This window comes from Bremerella sp. TYQ1, assembly GCF_020150455.1.
GTDB classification, from domain to species: Bacteria; Planctomycetota; Planctomycetia; order Pirellulales; family Pirellulaceae; genus Bremerella; species Bremerella volcania_A.
Map to the genome: position 1 here is coordinate 1,745,234 of NZ_CP083740.1, position 14,903 is coordinate 1,760,136.

Below are 14,903 nucleotides of genomic sequence, written 5' to 3' on the forward strand. Positions count from 1 at the left end.
ATGCAGCTCCTTCGATTGCCGTATGCCTTTGCGAATCTAGCGACTATCGACGTCGATACGAGAGCCATCGACGATGCCGATGTAGTAGGGCTTTTGCTCGGTGACTTCTTCTTCGTCGAGGATCTTGAGCTTGCCGAGGATTTCGACTTCTTCCTGCGGTTCCAAGCGATGGATGACGAGCACGTGGGGTAGCTCCAACGCGATGTTGGTATCGTCGTCCCCCTTCATCACCGCCGAGAAGTAAACGTCGTCGAAGCCGAAGCTGAACCCATCTTTGTATGGCTGTTTGTCTGCCATCGGTCCCGTCACGATCCAGTACTTGTCGTGATATTTTTCGATGGCGGCTTGTTTGTCGGCTTTGATCGCGGCGACCAATTCTGCGGCGGTCGTTTGCGGAATGGGTTCGCCTCCGCCGGCAATCACTTTGCCGTTGTGAAACCCGCTCCATTCGCTCCACTGCGAACGCAGCGTGACTTCGTCGCCGGGGGTCAACTTTCCCCACGCCGCGTCAAGCGTCGCCATGATGACGTCGACTTGTTTCGGAATGCGTGTTTCTTCCGACGGGTCGGCCTCACGCAACGTGACATAGGCCCCCGGAGCTCCGGTGCCACCTTCCTGCTTGAACGCATGCACCACGCCGGTCAGATCGATCCAGTGCCCCTGAGCGTCGGCATTGAAGTCGGCGCGAATCTGATTGGAATCGCCTTCTCCGCTGAGCCGTTCATGCAACTGCTTGACGGTGAACTGAAGCGAAGGAGCGTCGTCCGGCAGAGAAGTGTCTTGCGTTTCGGTCTCGTCGACCACATCGATGTCCGGCGGCAGCATCGCGTCGGGATCGACTTCCTCACGCGAGCCATTGCAGCCAGCAAGTAATACCGCCGCGATCCACAACCCAATCATATTCCGCCACATACCATTCTTCCTCAACTGCATTGCCCCTGAGAATTCCGTAACTGCCAGCCAGTCGCGGCAGCCATGCTAGACATTCGTTCGAATATAAAAGGTTGCCTGCGAAGTTACGAACGTTTTCCGTAAGTGACGCCCAGCGGAACAAACGACGTGTGCCGAAGAGGGTGCCATGCCGTCGTCTGCGTGGGCATGGCTTTGCATTTCATTGCTGGGAAGATTGTCGTTGCCGTGACGGTCGGTTTTGCGCTGCAGGCAAGACGGCTCAGAAGTGTGTCCGGTGCGTGAGAAGTCATGCCGACGCGGACGACGGCATGGCACCGGTTGATAATAAATTGTGCGGAGATTTACAGCTTCAGGAAGCACATGCTGACCGCGAGAAGGCGGTCGTCGAGCATGACTGCTTCGGGGTTGTCGTGCTCGAACGTGGCACTGACAAATTCCAATCCGCGTGCGAATGCCATTTGGTAACCTTCGCCGACGATGATCGACGGCACGGTGATCCCCTGGAACGAGAAGCTGGTCTTCGACAGTTGCGACTTGATGCCGCCGCAGATCATGTTGGTGACTTCGCCGGCACCGTCGACCACTTGGCTGGTCAGCTTGCCGAACTCTTCCTGCAAGAGACCTTCGACGACGCCGATCGCCATCATCTCGGACATGTTGACAGTGATGAACCCAGAGACGCGGCCGTGCACACCGATGATGCCGGTCACGAGGCCGTTTTCGCGAAGGGGAACACGAGCCACACCCACGCAGCGTGCGGACGTTCCGCACATCGTCAGTGCATTCTCGACCGAATGAACGACAGCTTCCGCGAGAACCGAGTTTGTTCCGGCAAGCCCGGCATTGTTATCAACAACGGTCGACATGTTTCCACCTACCCCAGGGTCCACAATATTTTTTCTTTAGGCTGACATGGCCACAAAATTATGGGTCAGCTTTGCGGGTAAGCGGCAAGCAGAATCGAGAAGGGGACGCAGGAAAACCTTTCCTGCGCGGCATAATCGTTACCAGCGGTACCAGTGGAGCGAAACTCCCACGTCTAGGTTTCCGCTGGTGGCTTGATGTGGTAGCGGCGAATCTTCCGGTCGAGCGTCGATCGTTCGATTCCCAATATTCCCGCAGTGCGGCTTTTGTTCCACCCGGTCGCACGCAGTGTCGCACCGATGTGACGTTTCTCGAGATCGGCCAGCGAGAGCGGTTCGTAACCACTTTTCGTCGCACTCAGTTCGGCCGTATCACCACTGGCCGTCAAGTTAGAAAGAGCCAGGTCTTCCGAACTGATCCGTTCCGACTGAGCCAGGACGACGGCTCGTTCAATCACGTTCTTCAGTTCCCGAACATTGCCTGGCCAGCGATACTTTTGCAGGTCGTCGATGGCCGATTGCGTGAAGCCTAAGATCTTGCGGCCGGTTTCGGCGTTGTACTTCTGCACGAAATAGGAGGCCAGCTCGAGAATGTCTTCCGGGCGTTTACGCAGCGGCGGAACGTTGACTTCCACCACGCGGAGCCGGAAGAAAAGATCGCGACGGAAGCGGCCCCGTTCGACCTCTTTTTCCAAGTCTCGGTTGGTCGCCGCGATCACGCGCACATCGACTTGCACCGCTTCGTTCCCGCCGACACGCTCGAACGGATGTCCTTCCAACACGCGGAGAAACTTCGCTTGAATTGCTTCGCTCATCTCGCCGATTTCGTCGAGCATCAGCGTGCCGCTATGGGCGGCCTCGAACTTGCCGACTTTACGATCGGTCGCTCCGGTGAAGGCACCTTTTTCGTGACCGAACAGTTCGCTTTCAAGCAACGATTCGCTAAGCGCCGCACAGTTCAAGCAAACGAACGGCCCTTTCTTTCGCGTGCTGGCAAAGTGAACGGCTCGTGCGACGAGCTCTTTACCGACACCACTTTCGCCGGTGATCAGAATGGTTGCGCGGCTGGGGGCGACTCGAGCAATCTGTTTCTGCACGTCCAAGATCAGCGGACTACTACCGACGATATTGCTTTCCGCCCCTAGGCGTTGACGCAGCTCGTCGATTTCGACCATCGACTGCGAAATGGTTTCGGTCAACTCTTTCTGACGTTCGAGGTTCTTGAGCGCCAGCGCGACGTTTTCAGCCACGGCCAGCGTGAACTCGAGGTCTTCCGGATCAGGAATCCGGCCCATGTCGGTCGAATACAGATGGATCAGACCGATCACTTTGCCATTTTGCCGAATGGGTGCCGCCAAGACGCTTGTTGCGTGGATGTCGCCCTTACTATCGCGGCTGCCAAAGCGACTGTCGTCGCTGACGTTTCGCGCGAGAACTGCTTCCCCTTCGCGAAGCACCGTGTTGGCCAAGAACCGCGAGATCCGGTGATAGACCGGCAGCTTGTCGGTTCGCGAGCTGATCAGTTCCAAGTCTTTCTCCGCCGCTGGCCCTTTGTATCCGCGGGGTAAAAGCAGCACGGCGCCGGAGTCGACTTGGGTGCTTTCAAACAAACCTTCCAACGCCAAGTTCGAGACCGAGATGATGTCGGATTGCTGAGCTAACTCGAATGCCAACTGGCAGAGCCGAGCAGCCGCGCGACCTACGCGAGGAACGACTGAGCTCTCTTTGGGGTCTTCACTTTCCGGCTTGAGGAATCGCGTTTGTTGCCGGCGATGGGTAATATTGGTCGGTTCAGCGATGTCGAGAACATGCTCGCTGTCGTAGCCGACACTGGTCTGGTCGACTTCCAGCTTCGAGTCGAACAAATGATTGCTGCTGGAGGAACCATCTGGGAAGGCGGTCGACAGATCGTTGACGAACGCCAACTGCGTGTTGGCCACGCGAATGATGTTGCCCGGCGTGAGGGCCTGATCCCCACGAATTGGGGAATCTTCCACGGTGGTCCCGTTGCGGGAGTCGAGATCGCGAATGGTCCAGACGCCTTGGGAAAGGAAGATTTCGGCATGATACCGGCTGCAGCGATCATCCTTAATCACAATTTGGTTGGTGGGCGCGCGGCCGATCGTAACGTTTTGCCCCTCGACCAGGCGGAAAACGTCCGTCCATTTGGACCCCTCGCGAATAATCAGATATGCGATCATCCTGTTTTTTTGCTGACCTGACTTTCCAAAATCGCGCCGCCCCTGACTGGGAAATCACTCTTCCACACGTGTATCGTAACAATACACTTATACGCGCATTAAGGTTCGATGCAAAATGGTGGGTGGTCAATTTTGCGCCAGTTTTCCGTAGATTACGCCACTTCGCCGTGTCCTCGCGGGTGAAGAAACTAGGTAAGATAGAAAGAGTTGGCCAGATCGTTTCGATCGACAAAACCAGCACAGTCTGCCCGGGAAGATTTGGAAAACCTGATTTGGACCTAATCCTTGCAAGGTAATCTGGGGCGAACTATTGTAGATTGAATGGAAATCCCAACTTACGCGGATTTTCTTTACTTGTCGGACTAGCTGATTCAGGTAAGTTTCGCCTGAACTGACTCCTTTCCCTAACCGAGCTTTTGAACGGCTCCATTTAGGCCGCTGGGCACTTCACGAGCGTGTGAAGCGCGTCCTGGCCTATCGCGATAAAACCGGAGAACTTTCGAATGAAAGCCTTTGTGCTCCCGCGCGTTCGTTTTGCCCTGCTGACGCTTCTGAGCATGGCCTTGGCGACTCCATCGCTTCAGGCTGGCTTGATCGGCAATAACTTCAACCAAAGAGCTGTGGGTGGTGTGTCGATTGATGCCAGCGGCCAGCTGACATCCGCTCCGCCGGAAGTGAAGCGCGAGCTGCGTCAGGAAATGATGAACGCCCTGGAGAAAGTCCCCGGCGACTTGGCCACTCCGGTCAAGATGCGAAAGGTTTCGCTTCGCGGTTTGAACAACGCGATGAAAGCCGCTTTCGAGAACAAAGCAGGCAAACTGCCTGACGCGGTCAAGTACATGGCCGGTCTGCAGCGTATCGAATACGTCTTCGTCGACGAAGCCAACAACGACGTGATCTTGGCCGGTCCTGCTGAAGGTTGGACTGTCGATCAGTCGGGCAACGTTGTCGGCGTGACGACCGGTCGTCCGGTTCTGTTGCTGGAAGACTTCATTGTTGCCATGCGAAGCACCGAAGAAGCTCGTCGCGGTGGCATCACCTGTTCAATCGATCCAACCGCCGAAGGTCGTCAGAACCTGGACAATTACCTGGCCAGCCTGACTCGTATGGACGCCAGCGTGAAAGCGGGCGTCGAACGTGCGATGGGTGCCCAAGTGATCACCATCACCGGCGTGCCCAAGGAAAGCCACTTCGCTCGCGTGTTGGTTGCCGCTGACTTCCGCATGAAGCGTATCGCCATGCACTTGGACCCAAGCCCAGTTCGCGGCTTGCCAAGCTACTTGGACATGCTTCCTTCGGCTCGTTCCGTTCAGAACGCAATGCCACGTTGGTGGTTGGCTTGCAACTACCAGCCACTGGCTCAAAGCGAAGATGGCCTGGCCTGGCAGTTGCGTGGTCCTGGCGTCAAAGCCATGACCGAAGATGAAATCATCGCCGAAGATGGTACCGTCTCGCAAACCGGCAAGACGAGCGCCATTCCACAAAAGTGGGCCGACGCGATGACGAAGAACTACGAAGAGCTTTCCACAGAAGACAAAGTCTTCGGTGACCTGCGAAACTGCATGGACATGTGCGTGATCGCCGCTCTGCTGGAAAAGGAACAACTGCTCACGAAGGCCAACCTCGACTTGGACATGATCAAGAGCAGCACCAGCCCTGTGCGACTGAACGAGTACCCAACGCCGGACACCGTGCCGACGTTCTTCAGTGCCATGAAGAAGGGTCGCCAATGGGTGATCACTGCCTCGGGTGGCGTCGACATCAACTCGTGGGAAGTTGCCAGCCACACCGAAAACGTCGCTGGAATGGACAAGCTGCGAACCGAACAGCTGGCCGCTAACACCAACGACATGTGGTGGTGGAACTAAGTTCCGAGCGATCGCTTCAACGAAAGACAAAGAACGGCCTTCCCTTGCGAAGGCCGTTTTTTTATTGCGCCCTCAGGTTAACCCATTTGATGTTCGGCAGATGCGGAGCGATGTCCGGAAAGACTTCGTCAACCGCTCCCTCTTCGGCACAAGCTTGCCAGTCACGCAGGGCAGGGCGGTCGATCGATTTCACGAGCACAAACCGCTCGGCTCCCCACAAAGCAGCCAGACCGCCAGCAATTGCATCACTCGTCAAACGCCAATCGCTGGGGATAGAACCGCATATCGTTTCGACCTGCGGCAAAAGCGTGTTCCAGCTGTCGATGACGTCCCACACCTGAATCGAAGGAGGCTCGCTGCCGCGTTGAAATGCCTCTATGTCTGCCAGCTGCTGACTTACATCCTTCACCGGCTGAAGCTGGAACATGCCGGCGACCAGGCTCGCTGAAAGCCGCATCGCATCGAGGGCGAGATGATGACTGTGCCGCGGATCAAGACGATGCACCTGATCGATCTGCCGCACGGCGTCAGCAAACAGTCCGCCGCCGGGAATGATGACGGTCGGCAACCGAGGCTCGTAGTTGGCATGCAGCCGAAAGAGTCGATCGGCCAAGTCAGGCAGATCGAAAAGGCTTCCGCCAACTTTCCAAACGGCAAATGCCATCGGTTCGATGTCCCCAAGTAACGCTTGCAGAAAACTCAGGTCCCCAAGTCCCTCGATTCGATGAGGAGACCGGAAAGCGTATTGTCAGGCACTTGCCGCAGACTGTCTACGTGCGGAATGCAATCTAGTCCCACGATTCCTGAGCGAGGAGAGCCAACGCGTAGGCCGGAGCACAGCGGGCCGCGTTCGCGCCGATCAAGTCGGTCAGGTACTCGCGATGCGTCACTACTCCGGCGTTATCGAGGGCCGCTTCGGCCAGGAAATCGCCGTGACCGCTGATCACCGTCAGATCGACGCTTAACTCGAGCGACTCGACGACCTGGCGAATCCCGGCCGCGATCTTCCGGACCATGATCGAATTCAGCTCGCGAGCCACTTCGTTGATCTCGGTCCAAGTCACCTCGTCACCGTCGGCACAGATCATTCGAGCAAGGCGCGTCTTTGCGAACTCTCGCGTAGCAGGGCGACCGTCGGCGGTTCCGTGGTTCTCTGGCTCTTCATCGAAAAGCCCCAGCGCGAGCAAGATATCAATCGACGTCGCGAACCATTCATTGGCGATCGGGCAGCGTTTGCCACGGAAGTTCACGGTGTCCGTGATGCCACAGATCGGTGTTCGTTCGACGCCCAGATAGATAAGCTCGCCGGCCAACAGGCGTTCCAAATCGGACTTGGACTGGCTGACCACTTTGCCGTCGACCAGCGGGATGATATCGGTCGTCGTGGAGCCGACGTCGACGACAAGTCCGCTTTTGCCTTGGAACCATTGTCCGCCGAAGCTGCCCAGGGCATGCCAGTTGGCGGCGGCGACCGACAGGGGATCGAGGATCCCATCTTCCAAAGAAACCATCTTGCCGGAGACGGTATAAACTTTGACGGGATAGTCGGCGAAGACTTCGCGAATGGCCGCGAGAACAAAGCGGACACCTTCCGCTTTCGAGCCGAAGCAGTCGGCCAGCTCGGCGGTCATTGTGACCGCGACACGGTCGAACACCGGCGTCATACCGAGCACATGCTTCAGGTTAACGACCAGTTCGTGCTTTTTCTTCCAGATTGGGAAAGGGAACGAGTGAGCGAATCCGTCGCCCGTGGCAATTTTTATGTTGGCTCCGCCAACGTCGACCCCCAGGACCGTCATAGTTACCCGTTACCTCTACCAAAGAATTTCAAACTCCACGTTCCCACAGCCAGGCTGAGGCAGGAACTCTTTTCCCGCGATTACGTCGAGCATGGCCTGCGCTAAATTGTTCTTCAACAGCAGGCGCAAACCGACGTAAGAGCTCGTCATGCGTGGATTCAAATCAACCGCGACATCATCTTTCCCCTCGGGACAGGGCCCCAAAATCATATCAAGGCCCGCGTAACCCCGAAAAGGGGGCATCGTCCTAATTGCTTGCGCCACAAGGCGATGCGCTCGCTCGTTATACTCCGGAGGAACGGGTAAGCTACCTCCATGGTATTTTAAATCTTTATCAACCCCCTGAAATCCGGCCGGCAACAGCACGAAATCGTCGCCATTGCCCAGTACCGAGCAACTTACCGAATCGCCAAATATCTTTGGCTGTATGAGATTCTTTTCGATAGCGATTTGAGATTCTTCCACATCAAATCCAGCATTCCAACAAAGAACGCCTTCCGACCCGGCTCCGTCCGACGGTTTTGTCACCACCGGGACGCTTAACAGGTGTTCCCAAGCCTGCGTATCCGAGGCCCGATAGGTGTCGATGGTCGGAACATTGCTGAGACGCCATCGATGAAAGCATTCCCATTTGCAGCCGGCGATTCCGACGAAGTCGCTTCCGGGACTCAGCAGAAACGCGCCATCTTCCTCGGCCCAGAGCGTTCGCCGGAGATGCAGCCCATCGAATTCAGGGGCGATGATCAGCGTCGCGTCGGTCGAACGGACCGCCTGACGGAATGCTTCACGCTCTTCGTCAGCCGAGCGAACGGTGATTTGATGTGCCGCTTCGACCTCGAGAACGTCAAGCCGCGAGTCCTTTAGCACGGTGACCGAGACACCATCGATCGCGGCGAAGTCAGACGCGAGAGCGGCCAACATGGCGGTTCCTTCTTTGAGCAGGGAACCGCTAGGAGAGGGTGAACCATCGACGGCATAGAGACCGCCGCCGGTGATCAATTCGTAGATGAAGACACTTCGGGGATAGCTGTTTGGCAAGGAAATTCCCAACAAACCATCTCCCCTCGAACTGTTTCTATCGCGTGAGCTTTCGCGCTTCGGCCTTTTAGAAAATGCCTAGCTGATCGCGAGCATCTTCGGTCATACGATCAGGCGACCAAGGAGGATCCATGACGATCTTCACGTCGACATCGCCGACCCCTTCCATCTGCGAAACGAACTGCTTCGCACCGCCGATCAACTGTGGTCCGGCAGGGCAGGCGGGGCTGGTCATCGTCATGTCGATCAGGACCTTCTTGTCCTCCGACTCTTCGATGTCTTCAAAGTTGACGTTATAAATCAAGCCGAGATCGACGATATTGACGAACAATTCAGGGTCGATCACGTTCTTAAGTTGTTCGCGGACTGCGTCTTCAGATAGTGCCATGGATGTGGCTCCTTCTTAATCAACGAGGCGAACGAAAATCGCATCGCCTTCAATCTTCGCTTCGTGAACTTGCGTCGGCTGCGTGGCTGGCATCAGCGTTGCTTTGCCGGTGCGGATATCGAACTTGGCCCCATGCCGTGGGCATTCGATCTCGAAACCTTCAAGATCGCCTTCCCCCAGGGGACCATCGTCGTGCGTGCAGACGTCGTCTAAACAGTATACCTGACCGCCGGCATGAATGACGATCACAAACCGATCGTCCACTTCAAAGACTTCTTTTCCAGGATCAGGAATTTCGCTGAGGGCCGCGACACGGACAAAGTCGGACATTCGCTTGTTTAACTCGCAGGGCAGGGTGGTGGTTGTTAGTGCTGGCTATTTGCTGGCTTACTTGGCGAACGCATGCTCACAATGACGAGAACATGGCACCCCGCTGTTCGAAATGAACCTCCGGGGTGCGGGCCAAGACCTACCCACTAATCATATTCGCGAACACGTCGAGCGATAGCATGCCCCAGGGCATCGCGGACCGATTCGAGCGTGATGCGGTCGAACACCTGTTGGAAGAAGCCAGTCACGATCATTCGCATCGCTTCTTTCCGGGTATAACCGCGGGCCATGGCGTAGAAGATTTGCTCTTCGTCCACTTTCCCGGTCGTTGCCCCGTGGGTGCAGCGAACGTCGTCTGCTTCAATTTCCAGACCGGGGATCGAGTCCGCCCGGCTATGTTCGGTCAGCAGAAGGTTGTCAATTCGCTGGTAACCGTCGGTCTTCTGAGCACCAGGAGCAACTTTGATCATACCACGCCAAACGGTGCGGGAATGATCCTGCAAAGCGGCTTTGTACAGGAAGTTACTCGTGCAGCTCGGAGCTCGGTGGTACTGCTGCGTGTGGTAGGAAAGATGCTGCTTGCCTTCGGTGAAGAGCACGCCGTTCACTTCGCAGTGGGCGCCTGGCTTGTCGAGGGCGACGTGCTGGTTAACCTTCGAGAGGCGGCTACCCAGGGCACCCAGCGTCCAGAACAAGTTGGCATCTTGGCCGACACAGCCTTTTTGCTGAGCGAAGTGCCAAACCTTTTCGCCCCAGTTCTGCAGGTTGACGAAGCGGAGGTTGGCTCGATCGCCCACGATCACTTCGATAGCACCACAGTGGAAGCCAGGCTGATCGTCGTCCATGCTGGCCGATTCGGTGATGACGGTGGCCTGAGCCCCTTCTTCCAGAACGATCAACGTGTGCGCCAAGTCGACACCATTGTCGCCGATCAGGTTCAACACGTGCAGCGGCTGTTCGACCGAAACGTTTCGTGGAACGTACAGGAACGCACCGCCACTGAAATAAGCGGCGTGCAGTGCACTGAACTTGTCGAAATTCGGATCGAACTCGCCTTGGAAGAGGTACTTCTTCACCAGATCGCCATGGTCGGCAAGCACGGTGCGGAAGTCACCAAAGATCACTCCCTTGGCTTTGAGTTCGTCGCTGATGTTGCTAACGGCCGTCTTGCCGTTGAGCGAAATGACCTGGCCGCCGATATCGACCCCTTCGGCGAGAAGCCCCGTTGGGAGCGATGCTGGATCGAGTTCGCCAGCGAAACTAGGCGGGTCGAACTTCTTCAGGTTGAAGCCGCGGATGTCGGTACGCATCCACTCTTCTTCTTTTCGCGTCGGCCATTCCATTCCTTCAAATGCTTCGAAGGCGTTCTGGCGAAGGTCGACCAGCCACTGGGGCTCGTTCAGCTGCTTGACGTATTCGTTGAATGCTTCGGCATTCCAATTTTCGACGGTGGTTGCGGCTGCCACACTCATGATTTCGCTTAGGTTCGGTTCAATCTGTCAAAGAAAAATGGCCAAGCACGCCAGCTTGATCGACGCTGCTTGGCCCAAATTTGGATGGTAAAGGTTGGCGGACTAACCGACCGAACCTTCCATTTGCAGCTCGATCAAGCGGTTCAGTTCCACCGCGTATTCCATCGGCAGTTCCTTCACCAGCGGCTCGATGAAACCATTGACGATCATCGTGCTCGCTTCCGCTTCGGTCAGACCGCGGCTCATCAGGTAGAAGAGCTGCTCTTCGCCGATTCGCGAAACGCTCGCTTCGTGACCGATGGCGACATCGGGTTCCATGATTTCGATGTACGGATAGGTATCGGTCTGGCTTTCTGGATCGAGGATCAACGCGTCGCAGACGACACTACACTTGGTGTTCGTCGCGCCTTCTTCGACACGGACCAAACCACGGTAGCTACCGCGACCGCCATCCTTCGAGATACTCTTCGAGATAATCTGACCGGAAGTATCTGGAGCACAGTGAACCAGCTTAGCACCGGTGTCCTGATGCTGATGCTTGCCGGCAAACGCGATCGAAAGGATCTCGCCACGAGCCCCTGGCTCCATCAGATAAACGGCAGGGTACTTCATCGTCAGATGGCTACCCAAGTTACCGTCGACCCATTCCATGGTGGCATCGGCGTAAGCCAACGCACGCTTGGTGACCAGGTTGTAGATATTGTTGGCCCAGTTCTGGATGGTGCTGTAGCGGCAACGCGATCCCTTCTTGCAGATCACTTCGACCACCGCCGAGTGCAGGCTTTCCGACGAGTACATCGGAGCGGTGCAACCTTCGACGTAGTGAATCTTCGCCCCTTCATCGACGATGATCAGCGTACGCTCGAACTGCCCCATGCTTTCTTCGTTGATACGGAAGTAAGTTTGCAGTGGGAATTCGATTTCGACGCCGGGAGGAACGTAGATGAACGAACCGCCTGACCATACGGCCGAGTTGAGCGCCGCGAACTTGTTGTCGTGCGGCGGGATGACGGTGCCGAAGTATTCCTTCAGCAGCTTCGGATGTTCCCGCAACGCGGTGTCGGTATCGGTGAAGATGACCCCTTTCTTTTCGAGGTCTTCCTGCAGCGAACCGTAAACCACTTCGCTCTCGAATTGTGCCTTCACGCCGGCCAGGTATTGCCGTTCGGCTTCAGGAATGCCGAGCTTCTCGAACGTTTCCTTGATTTCCGCAGGCACATCGTCCCAAGTCTTCCCTTGCTTCTCGGTCGGCTTGAGATAGTAGTAGATGTCTTGGAAATCGAGTTCGATGTCGCCGCCCCATTTGGGCATTGGCTTGGAATTGAAGATGTCAAGCGAGTCCAGACGGAACTTACGCATCCAGTCTGGCTCTTCCTTGATGTCCGAGATCTGGTTGACGATCTCGGCGCTCAATCCCTTCTTGGCCTTGAAGACACCTTTGCTGGTCGTGCGGAAATCGTACTTGTTGATTTCGCCAATTGGGCTTTGCACGCCGGTGTCGGTAATATCGGTGGCCATTATCTCTCCAAACTATTGAATATCGTCGATGGCGATTAAATGGGGTGTTTCGCGTTGGTACCTGGTCGCAGTTCAGGCCGCGAAAACGAATCGCGTAGTGACTAAACGGTTTGTTCTTCGTCTTGCATCTGGCGTTCCATGGCGGCCGCTTCCGGATACGCTTCGCGGATGCGTTGGTAACCACTGGAATGCAGTTCGTGAGCCAGTTCGACGCCGCCGCTTTCGACAATGCGTCCGCCCAACATTACGTGAGCGTGCGATGGTGGATTGTGTTCCAACAACTTGTCGTGGTGCGTGATGATCAACAGGCCCATTTCTTCGCCGCCGATCTGAGCGATACTTTGGCTCGCCAGGCGAACAGCGTCGGCATCCAAACCACTGTCGGTTTCGTCCAGGATGGCAAACTTTGGCTGAAGCATGGCCAGCTGAAGAATTTCAGCCCGCTTCATTTCGCCCCCAGAGAAACCATCGTTGACGTAACGCCGAGCGAACTCGGTGTCCATCTGCAGCTGGTTCATCTTCTCTTTGATTTCGCGGCGGAACTCACGCATTGGAATGAGGTCTTCGCCTTCTTTCCGGTCGGGGTTTCGCACGTTCGTGGTCGCGTGACGCAGGAAGTCGGCCAGGCGAACGCCAGGGATGGCGATCGGACGCTGAAAGGCCATGAACAAGCCAAGTCGGGAACGTTCGTCCGCTTCCAGTTCGGTCACGTCGACGTCGTTGACCAGGATACGGCCTTCGGTGACTTCATACTTGGGATGCCCCATGATGGCGAAGCCGAGGGTACTTTTACCGGAACCGTTCGGCCCCATCAGGGCGTGCGTTTCACCGCGGCGAAGTTCCAGATTCACGCCATTGAGGATGGGCTTTTCTTCAACTGAAACGTGTAAATTCTCAATCTTCAGTACGTCGGTCATTCGTGACTATTCGCTCTTCTCGAGTCTCAACGGATACGACGCCCAGCAGTGGGGCATCATGAATGTTATTTGCCGGTTTGTTTCTGATGTTGGGTCAGTGGCTTTTCGGCTCCCGTCGCTTCGACGTAACCGGAATGATGCGGCACCGGCAACTCGTCGTCGACGCGAACGCCATCGCGACGATTGATTCGGTGCCCGCGGATTTTGTCTTGAATCCGCATCAGCCCTTCCAACAGTGCCTCCGGCCGTGGAGGACATCCTGGAACGTACACATCAACAGGCACGACCAGGTCGACTCCTTTCACAACGTGATAACCATACTTGAAGTAAGGGCCACCACCGACGGTGCAAGCGCCCATGGCGATGACATACTTCGGATCGGGCATCATGTTGTATAGCCGCCGAACTCGGCTGGCCATTTTGTACGTGACGGTCCCCGCCACGATCATCAAGTCTGCCTGACGCGGCGAGGCCCGAAAGGCCCCTGCGCCGAAGCGGTCGATGTCGTATCGACTCGCTCCTACGGCCATCATTTCGATGGCACAACAGGCCAGGCCGAATGTCATCGGCCAGATACTTGCTTGCTGCCCCCAGTTGATGGCTTGCTCGATGGTCGTCGTGATGACGTTTTCCTCGAAGCGGCCTTCAATCCACGGCTTGGTCATGTCACACGCTTTCCGTATCGGAGTTAATTTCAGTCAACTCGTAGGTGCAACAACTTTCGCCGTCGAGCCGACAATGGCTCAAGGTCATGTTTTGTCCGACCAATTCGGCGAACATTGCTTTCTCGAGCGCACAAACGGCTCGATCTTGTTCCGCCAAATCCGGGTAAGGACAAGCCAGCACATTAAGCACCGGCTTACCCTCTGTGTCTTCTTCATACTCCAGCGGAATCTGACGACCGAGGAACAACGCCATCAAGTCATGAATCCGCTCGTGGGCATCTTCACCGCGAACTTCGCTGGCATACATCTCTACCAGACGCTTAGCAATCCGCGAAATGAGTCCCAATTTGACGTCGGGGTCTTCAATCGAACGAATCTCGTCCCATAACGCCATGGCCAAGTCGGCATAATTTGCACCGGCTTTTCGTTCGCCCTTATGGGTCAAGCGATACTTGTGCGTGGGACGACCGCGGCCCGCCTTGGCGGCCACACGTTCGACGTAACCTTGCCCCATCAAACGATTTAAACGCTGACGAACGGCCGTAGCCGTCACCTCCATCGCCTCCGCCATCTCGGCAGTGGTTAAAGAAGGAGTCTTCCGCAATAAATCGAGCACGACCAAGTCGGTCGGGAAGACCTCGTTAGCCCATCGTGTGTCATTTTGCGCGGAATTGCTGGTCATTGGCGTAAAATCGGGGTCGAACGACTGGCAATCTGCTAGCCGTATCGCTAAGTTGTGTCGGTACCCTAATGTTAGGGATTATCGCATTTTTGACAAGTATATATTCGTTAAACCGCGATTCCCTACCGTTGCCTTTCGTAACTCTTTACCTGACAAATGGTTACAGATTACGGCGGCAACTGCCCCCTAATCGCCCCAGCTCCTCCATTTCGGAACGATTTTTAGAAACCACTTCCCGCTCGGCCAGCCC

14 protein-coding genes are annotated in these 14,903 nt (G+C 56.0%); 1 reads left to right on the top strand and 13 read right to left on the bottom strand.

All coding sequences use genetic code 11. The features are described from left to right. Positions 1-36 precede the first annotated feature (36 nt). From LA756_RS06470 to LA756_RS06480, 3 genes are all read right to left on the bottom strand, one after another. Positions 37-912 (bottom strand): hypothetical protein, encoded by an 876-nt coding sequence (locus tag LA756_RS06470; RefSeq protein WP_224439056.1) that lies wholly within the window; start codon positions 910-912, stop codon positions 37-39. A gap of 341 nt (positions 913-1,253) precedes the next feature. Next, complete coding sequence (locus LA756_RS06475) at positions 1,254-1,778, bottom strand: chemotaxis protein CheX (protein WP_224439057.1); 525 nt, start codon at positions 1,776-1,778, stop codon at positions 1,254-1,256. Positions 1,779-1,951: 173 nt separating this feature from the next. Continuing rightward, the gene (locus LA756_RS06480) at positions 1,952-3,976 is read right to left on the bottom strand and encodes a sigma 54-interacting transcriptional regulator (RefSeq protein WP_224439058.1); all 2,025 of its coding nucleotides are present in this window, start codon (positions 3,974-3,976) and stop codon (positions 1,952-1,954) included. A gap of 503 nt (positions 3,977-4,479) precedes the next feature. Here LA756_RS06480 and LA756_RS06485 point away from each other — a divergent pair. After that, the gene (locus tag LA756_RS06485) at positions 4,480-5,844 is read left to right on the top strand and encodes a DUF1598 domain-containing protein (protein WP_224439059.1); all 1,365 of its coding nucleotides are present in this window, start codon (positions 4,480-4,482) and stop codon (positions 5,842-5,844) included. A 61-nt stretch (positions 5,845-5,905) separates the two neighbouring features. On the opposite strand, the gene LA756_RS06490 is transcribed toward LA756_RS06485, so the two are convergent. The 10 genes from LA756_RS06490 to LA756_RS06535 all read right to left on the bottom strand — a co-directional run bounded on the left by LA756_RS06490 (position 5,906) and on the right by LA756_RS06535 (position 14,653). Next, positions 5,906-6,508, bottom strand: coding sequence for a hypothetical protein (locus LA756_RS06490; RefSeq protein ID WP_224439060.1), 603 nt, complete (start codon positions 6,506-6,508; stop codon positions 5,906-5,908). Positions 6,509-6,632: 124 nt separating this feature from the next. Then, a complete protein-coding gene (locus LA756_RS06495) occupies positions 6,633-7,643 on the bottom strand; it encodes a hydantoinase/oxoprolinase family protein (protein ID WP_224439061.1) in 1,011 nt (336 codons plus the stop codon). 15 nt (positions 7,644-7,658) lie between these two features. Beyond that, the gene (locus LA756_RS06500) at positions 7,659-8,693 is read right to left on the bottom strand and encodes an ATP-grasp domain-containing protein (protein WP_224439062.1); all 1,035 of its coding nucleotides are present in this window, start codon (positions 8,691-8,693) and stop codon (positions 7,659-7,661) included. Positions 8,694-8,748: 55 nt separating this feature from the next. Beyond that, a complete protein-coding gene (locus LA756_RS06505; protein ID WP_224439063.1) occupies positions 8,749-9,069 on the bottom strand; it encodes a metal-sulfur cluster assembly factor in 321 nt (106 codons plus the stop codon). 15 nt (positions 9,070-9,084) lie between these two features. Further along, on the bottom strand, positions 9,085-9,399 hold the full coding sequence (locus tag LA756_RS06510; protein WP_224439064.1) for a non-heme iron oxygenase ferredoxin subunit: 315 nt from the start codon (positions 9,397-9,399) through the stop codon (positions 9,085-9,087). A gap of 146 nt (positions 9,400-9,545) precedes the next feature. After that, positions 9,546-10,865 carry a Fe-S cluster assembly protein SufD gene (gene sufD / locus LA756_RS06515; protein ID WP_224439065.1) on the bottom strand — a complete coding sequence of 440 codons (1,320 nt, stop codon included), beginning with the start codon at positions 10,863-10,865 and terminating at the stop codon, positions 9,546-9,548. A 108-nt stretch (positions 10,866-10,973) separates the two neighbouring features. Then, on the bottom strand, positions 10,974-12,389 hold the full coding sequence (gene sufB / locus LA756_RS06520) for a Fe-S cluster assembly protein SufB (protein WP_224439066.1): 1,416 nt from the start codon (positions 12,387-12,389) through the stop codon (positions 10,974-10,976). A 101-nt stretch (positions 12,390-12,490) separates the two neighbouring features. Continuing rightward, positions 12,491-13,306 carry a Fe-S cluster assembly ATPase SufC gene (gene sufC, locus LA756_RS06525; protein ID WP_224439067.1) on the bottom strand — a complete coding sequence of 272 codons (816 nt, stop codon included), beginning with the start codon at positions 13,304-13,306 and terminating at the stop codon, positions 12,491-12,493. Between the two features lie 65 nt (positions 13,307-13,371). Further along, complete coding sequence (locus LA756_RS06530; RefSeq protein ID WP_224439068.1) at positions 13,372-13,971, bottom strand: NADH-quinone oxidoreductase subunit B; 600 nt, start codon at positions 13,969-13,971, stop codon at positions 13,372-13,374. A gap of 1 nt (position 13,972) precedes the next feature. Continuing rightward, entirely contained in the window at positions 13,973-14,653 is a 681-nt protein-coding gene (locus LA756_RS06535) for a metalloregulator ArsR/SmtB family transcription factor (RefSeq protein WP_224439069.1), read from the bottom strand. Between the last annotated feature and the right edge of the window lie 250 nt (positions 14,654-14,903).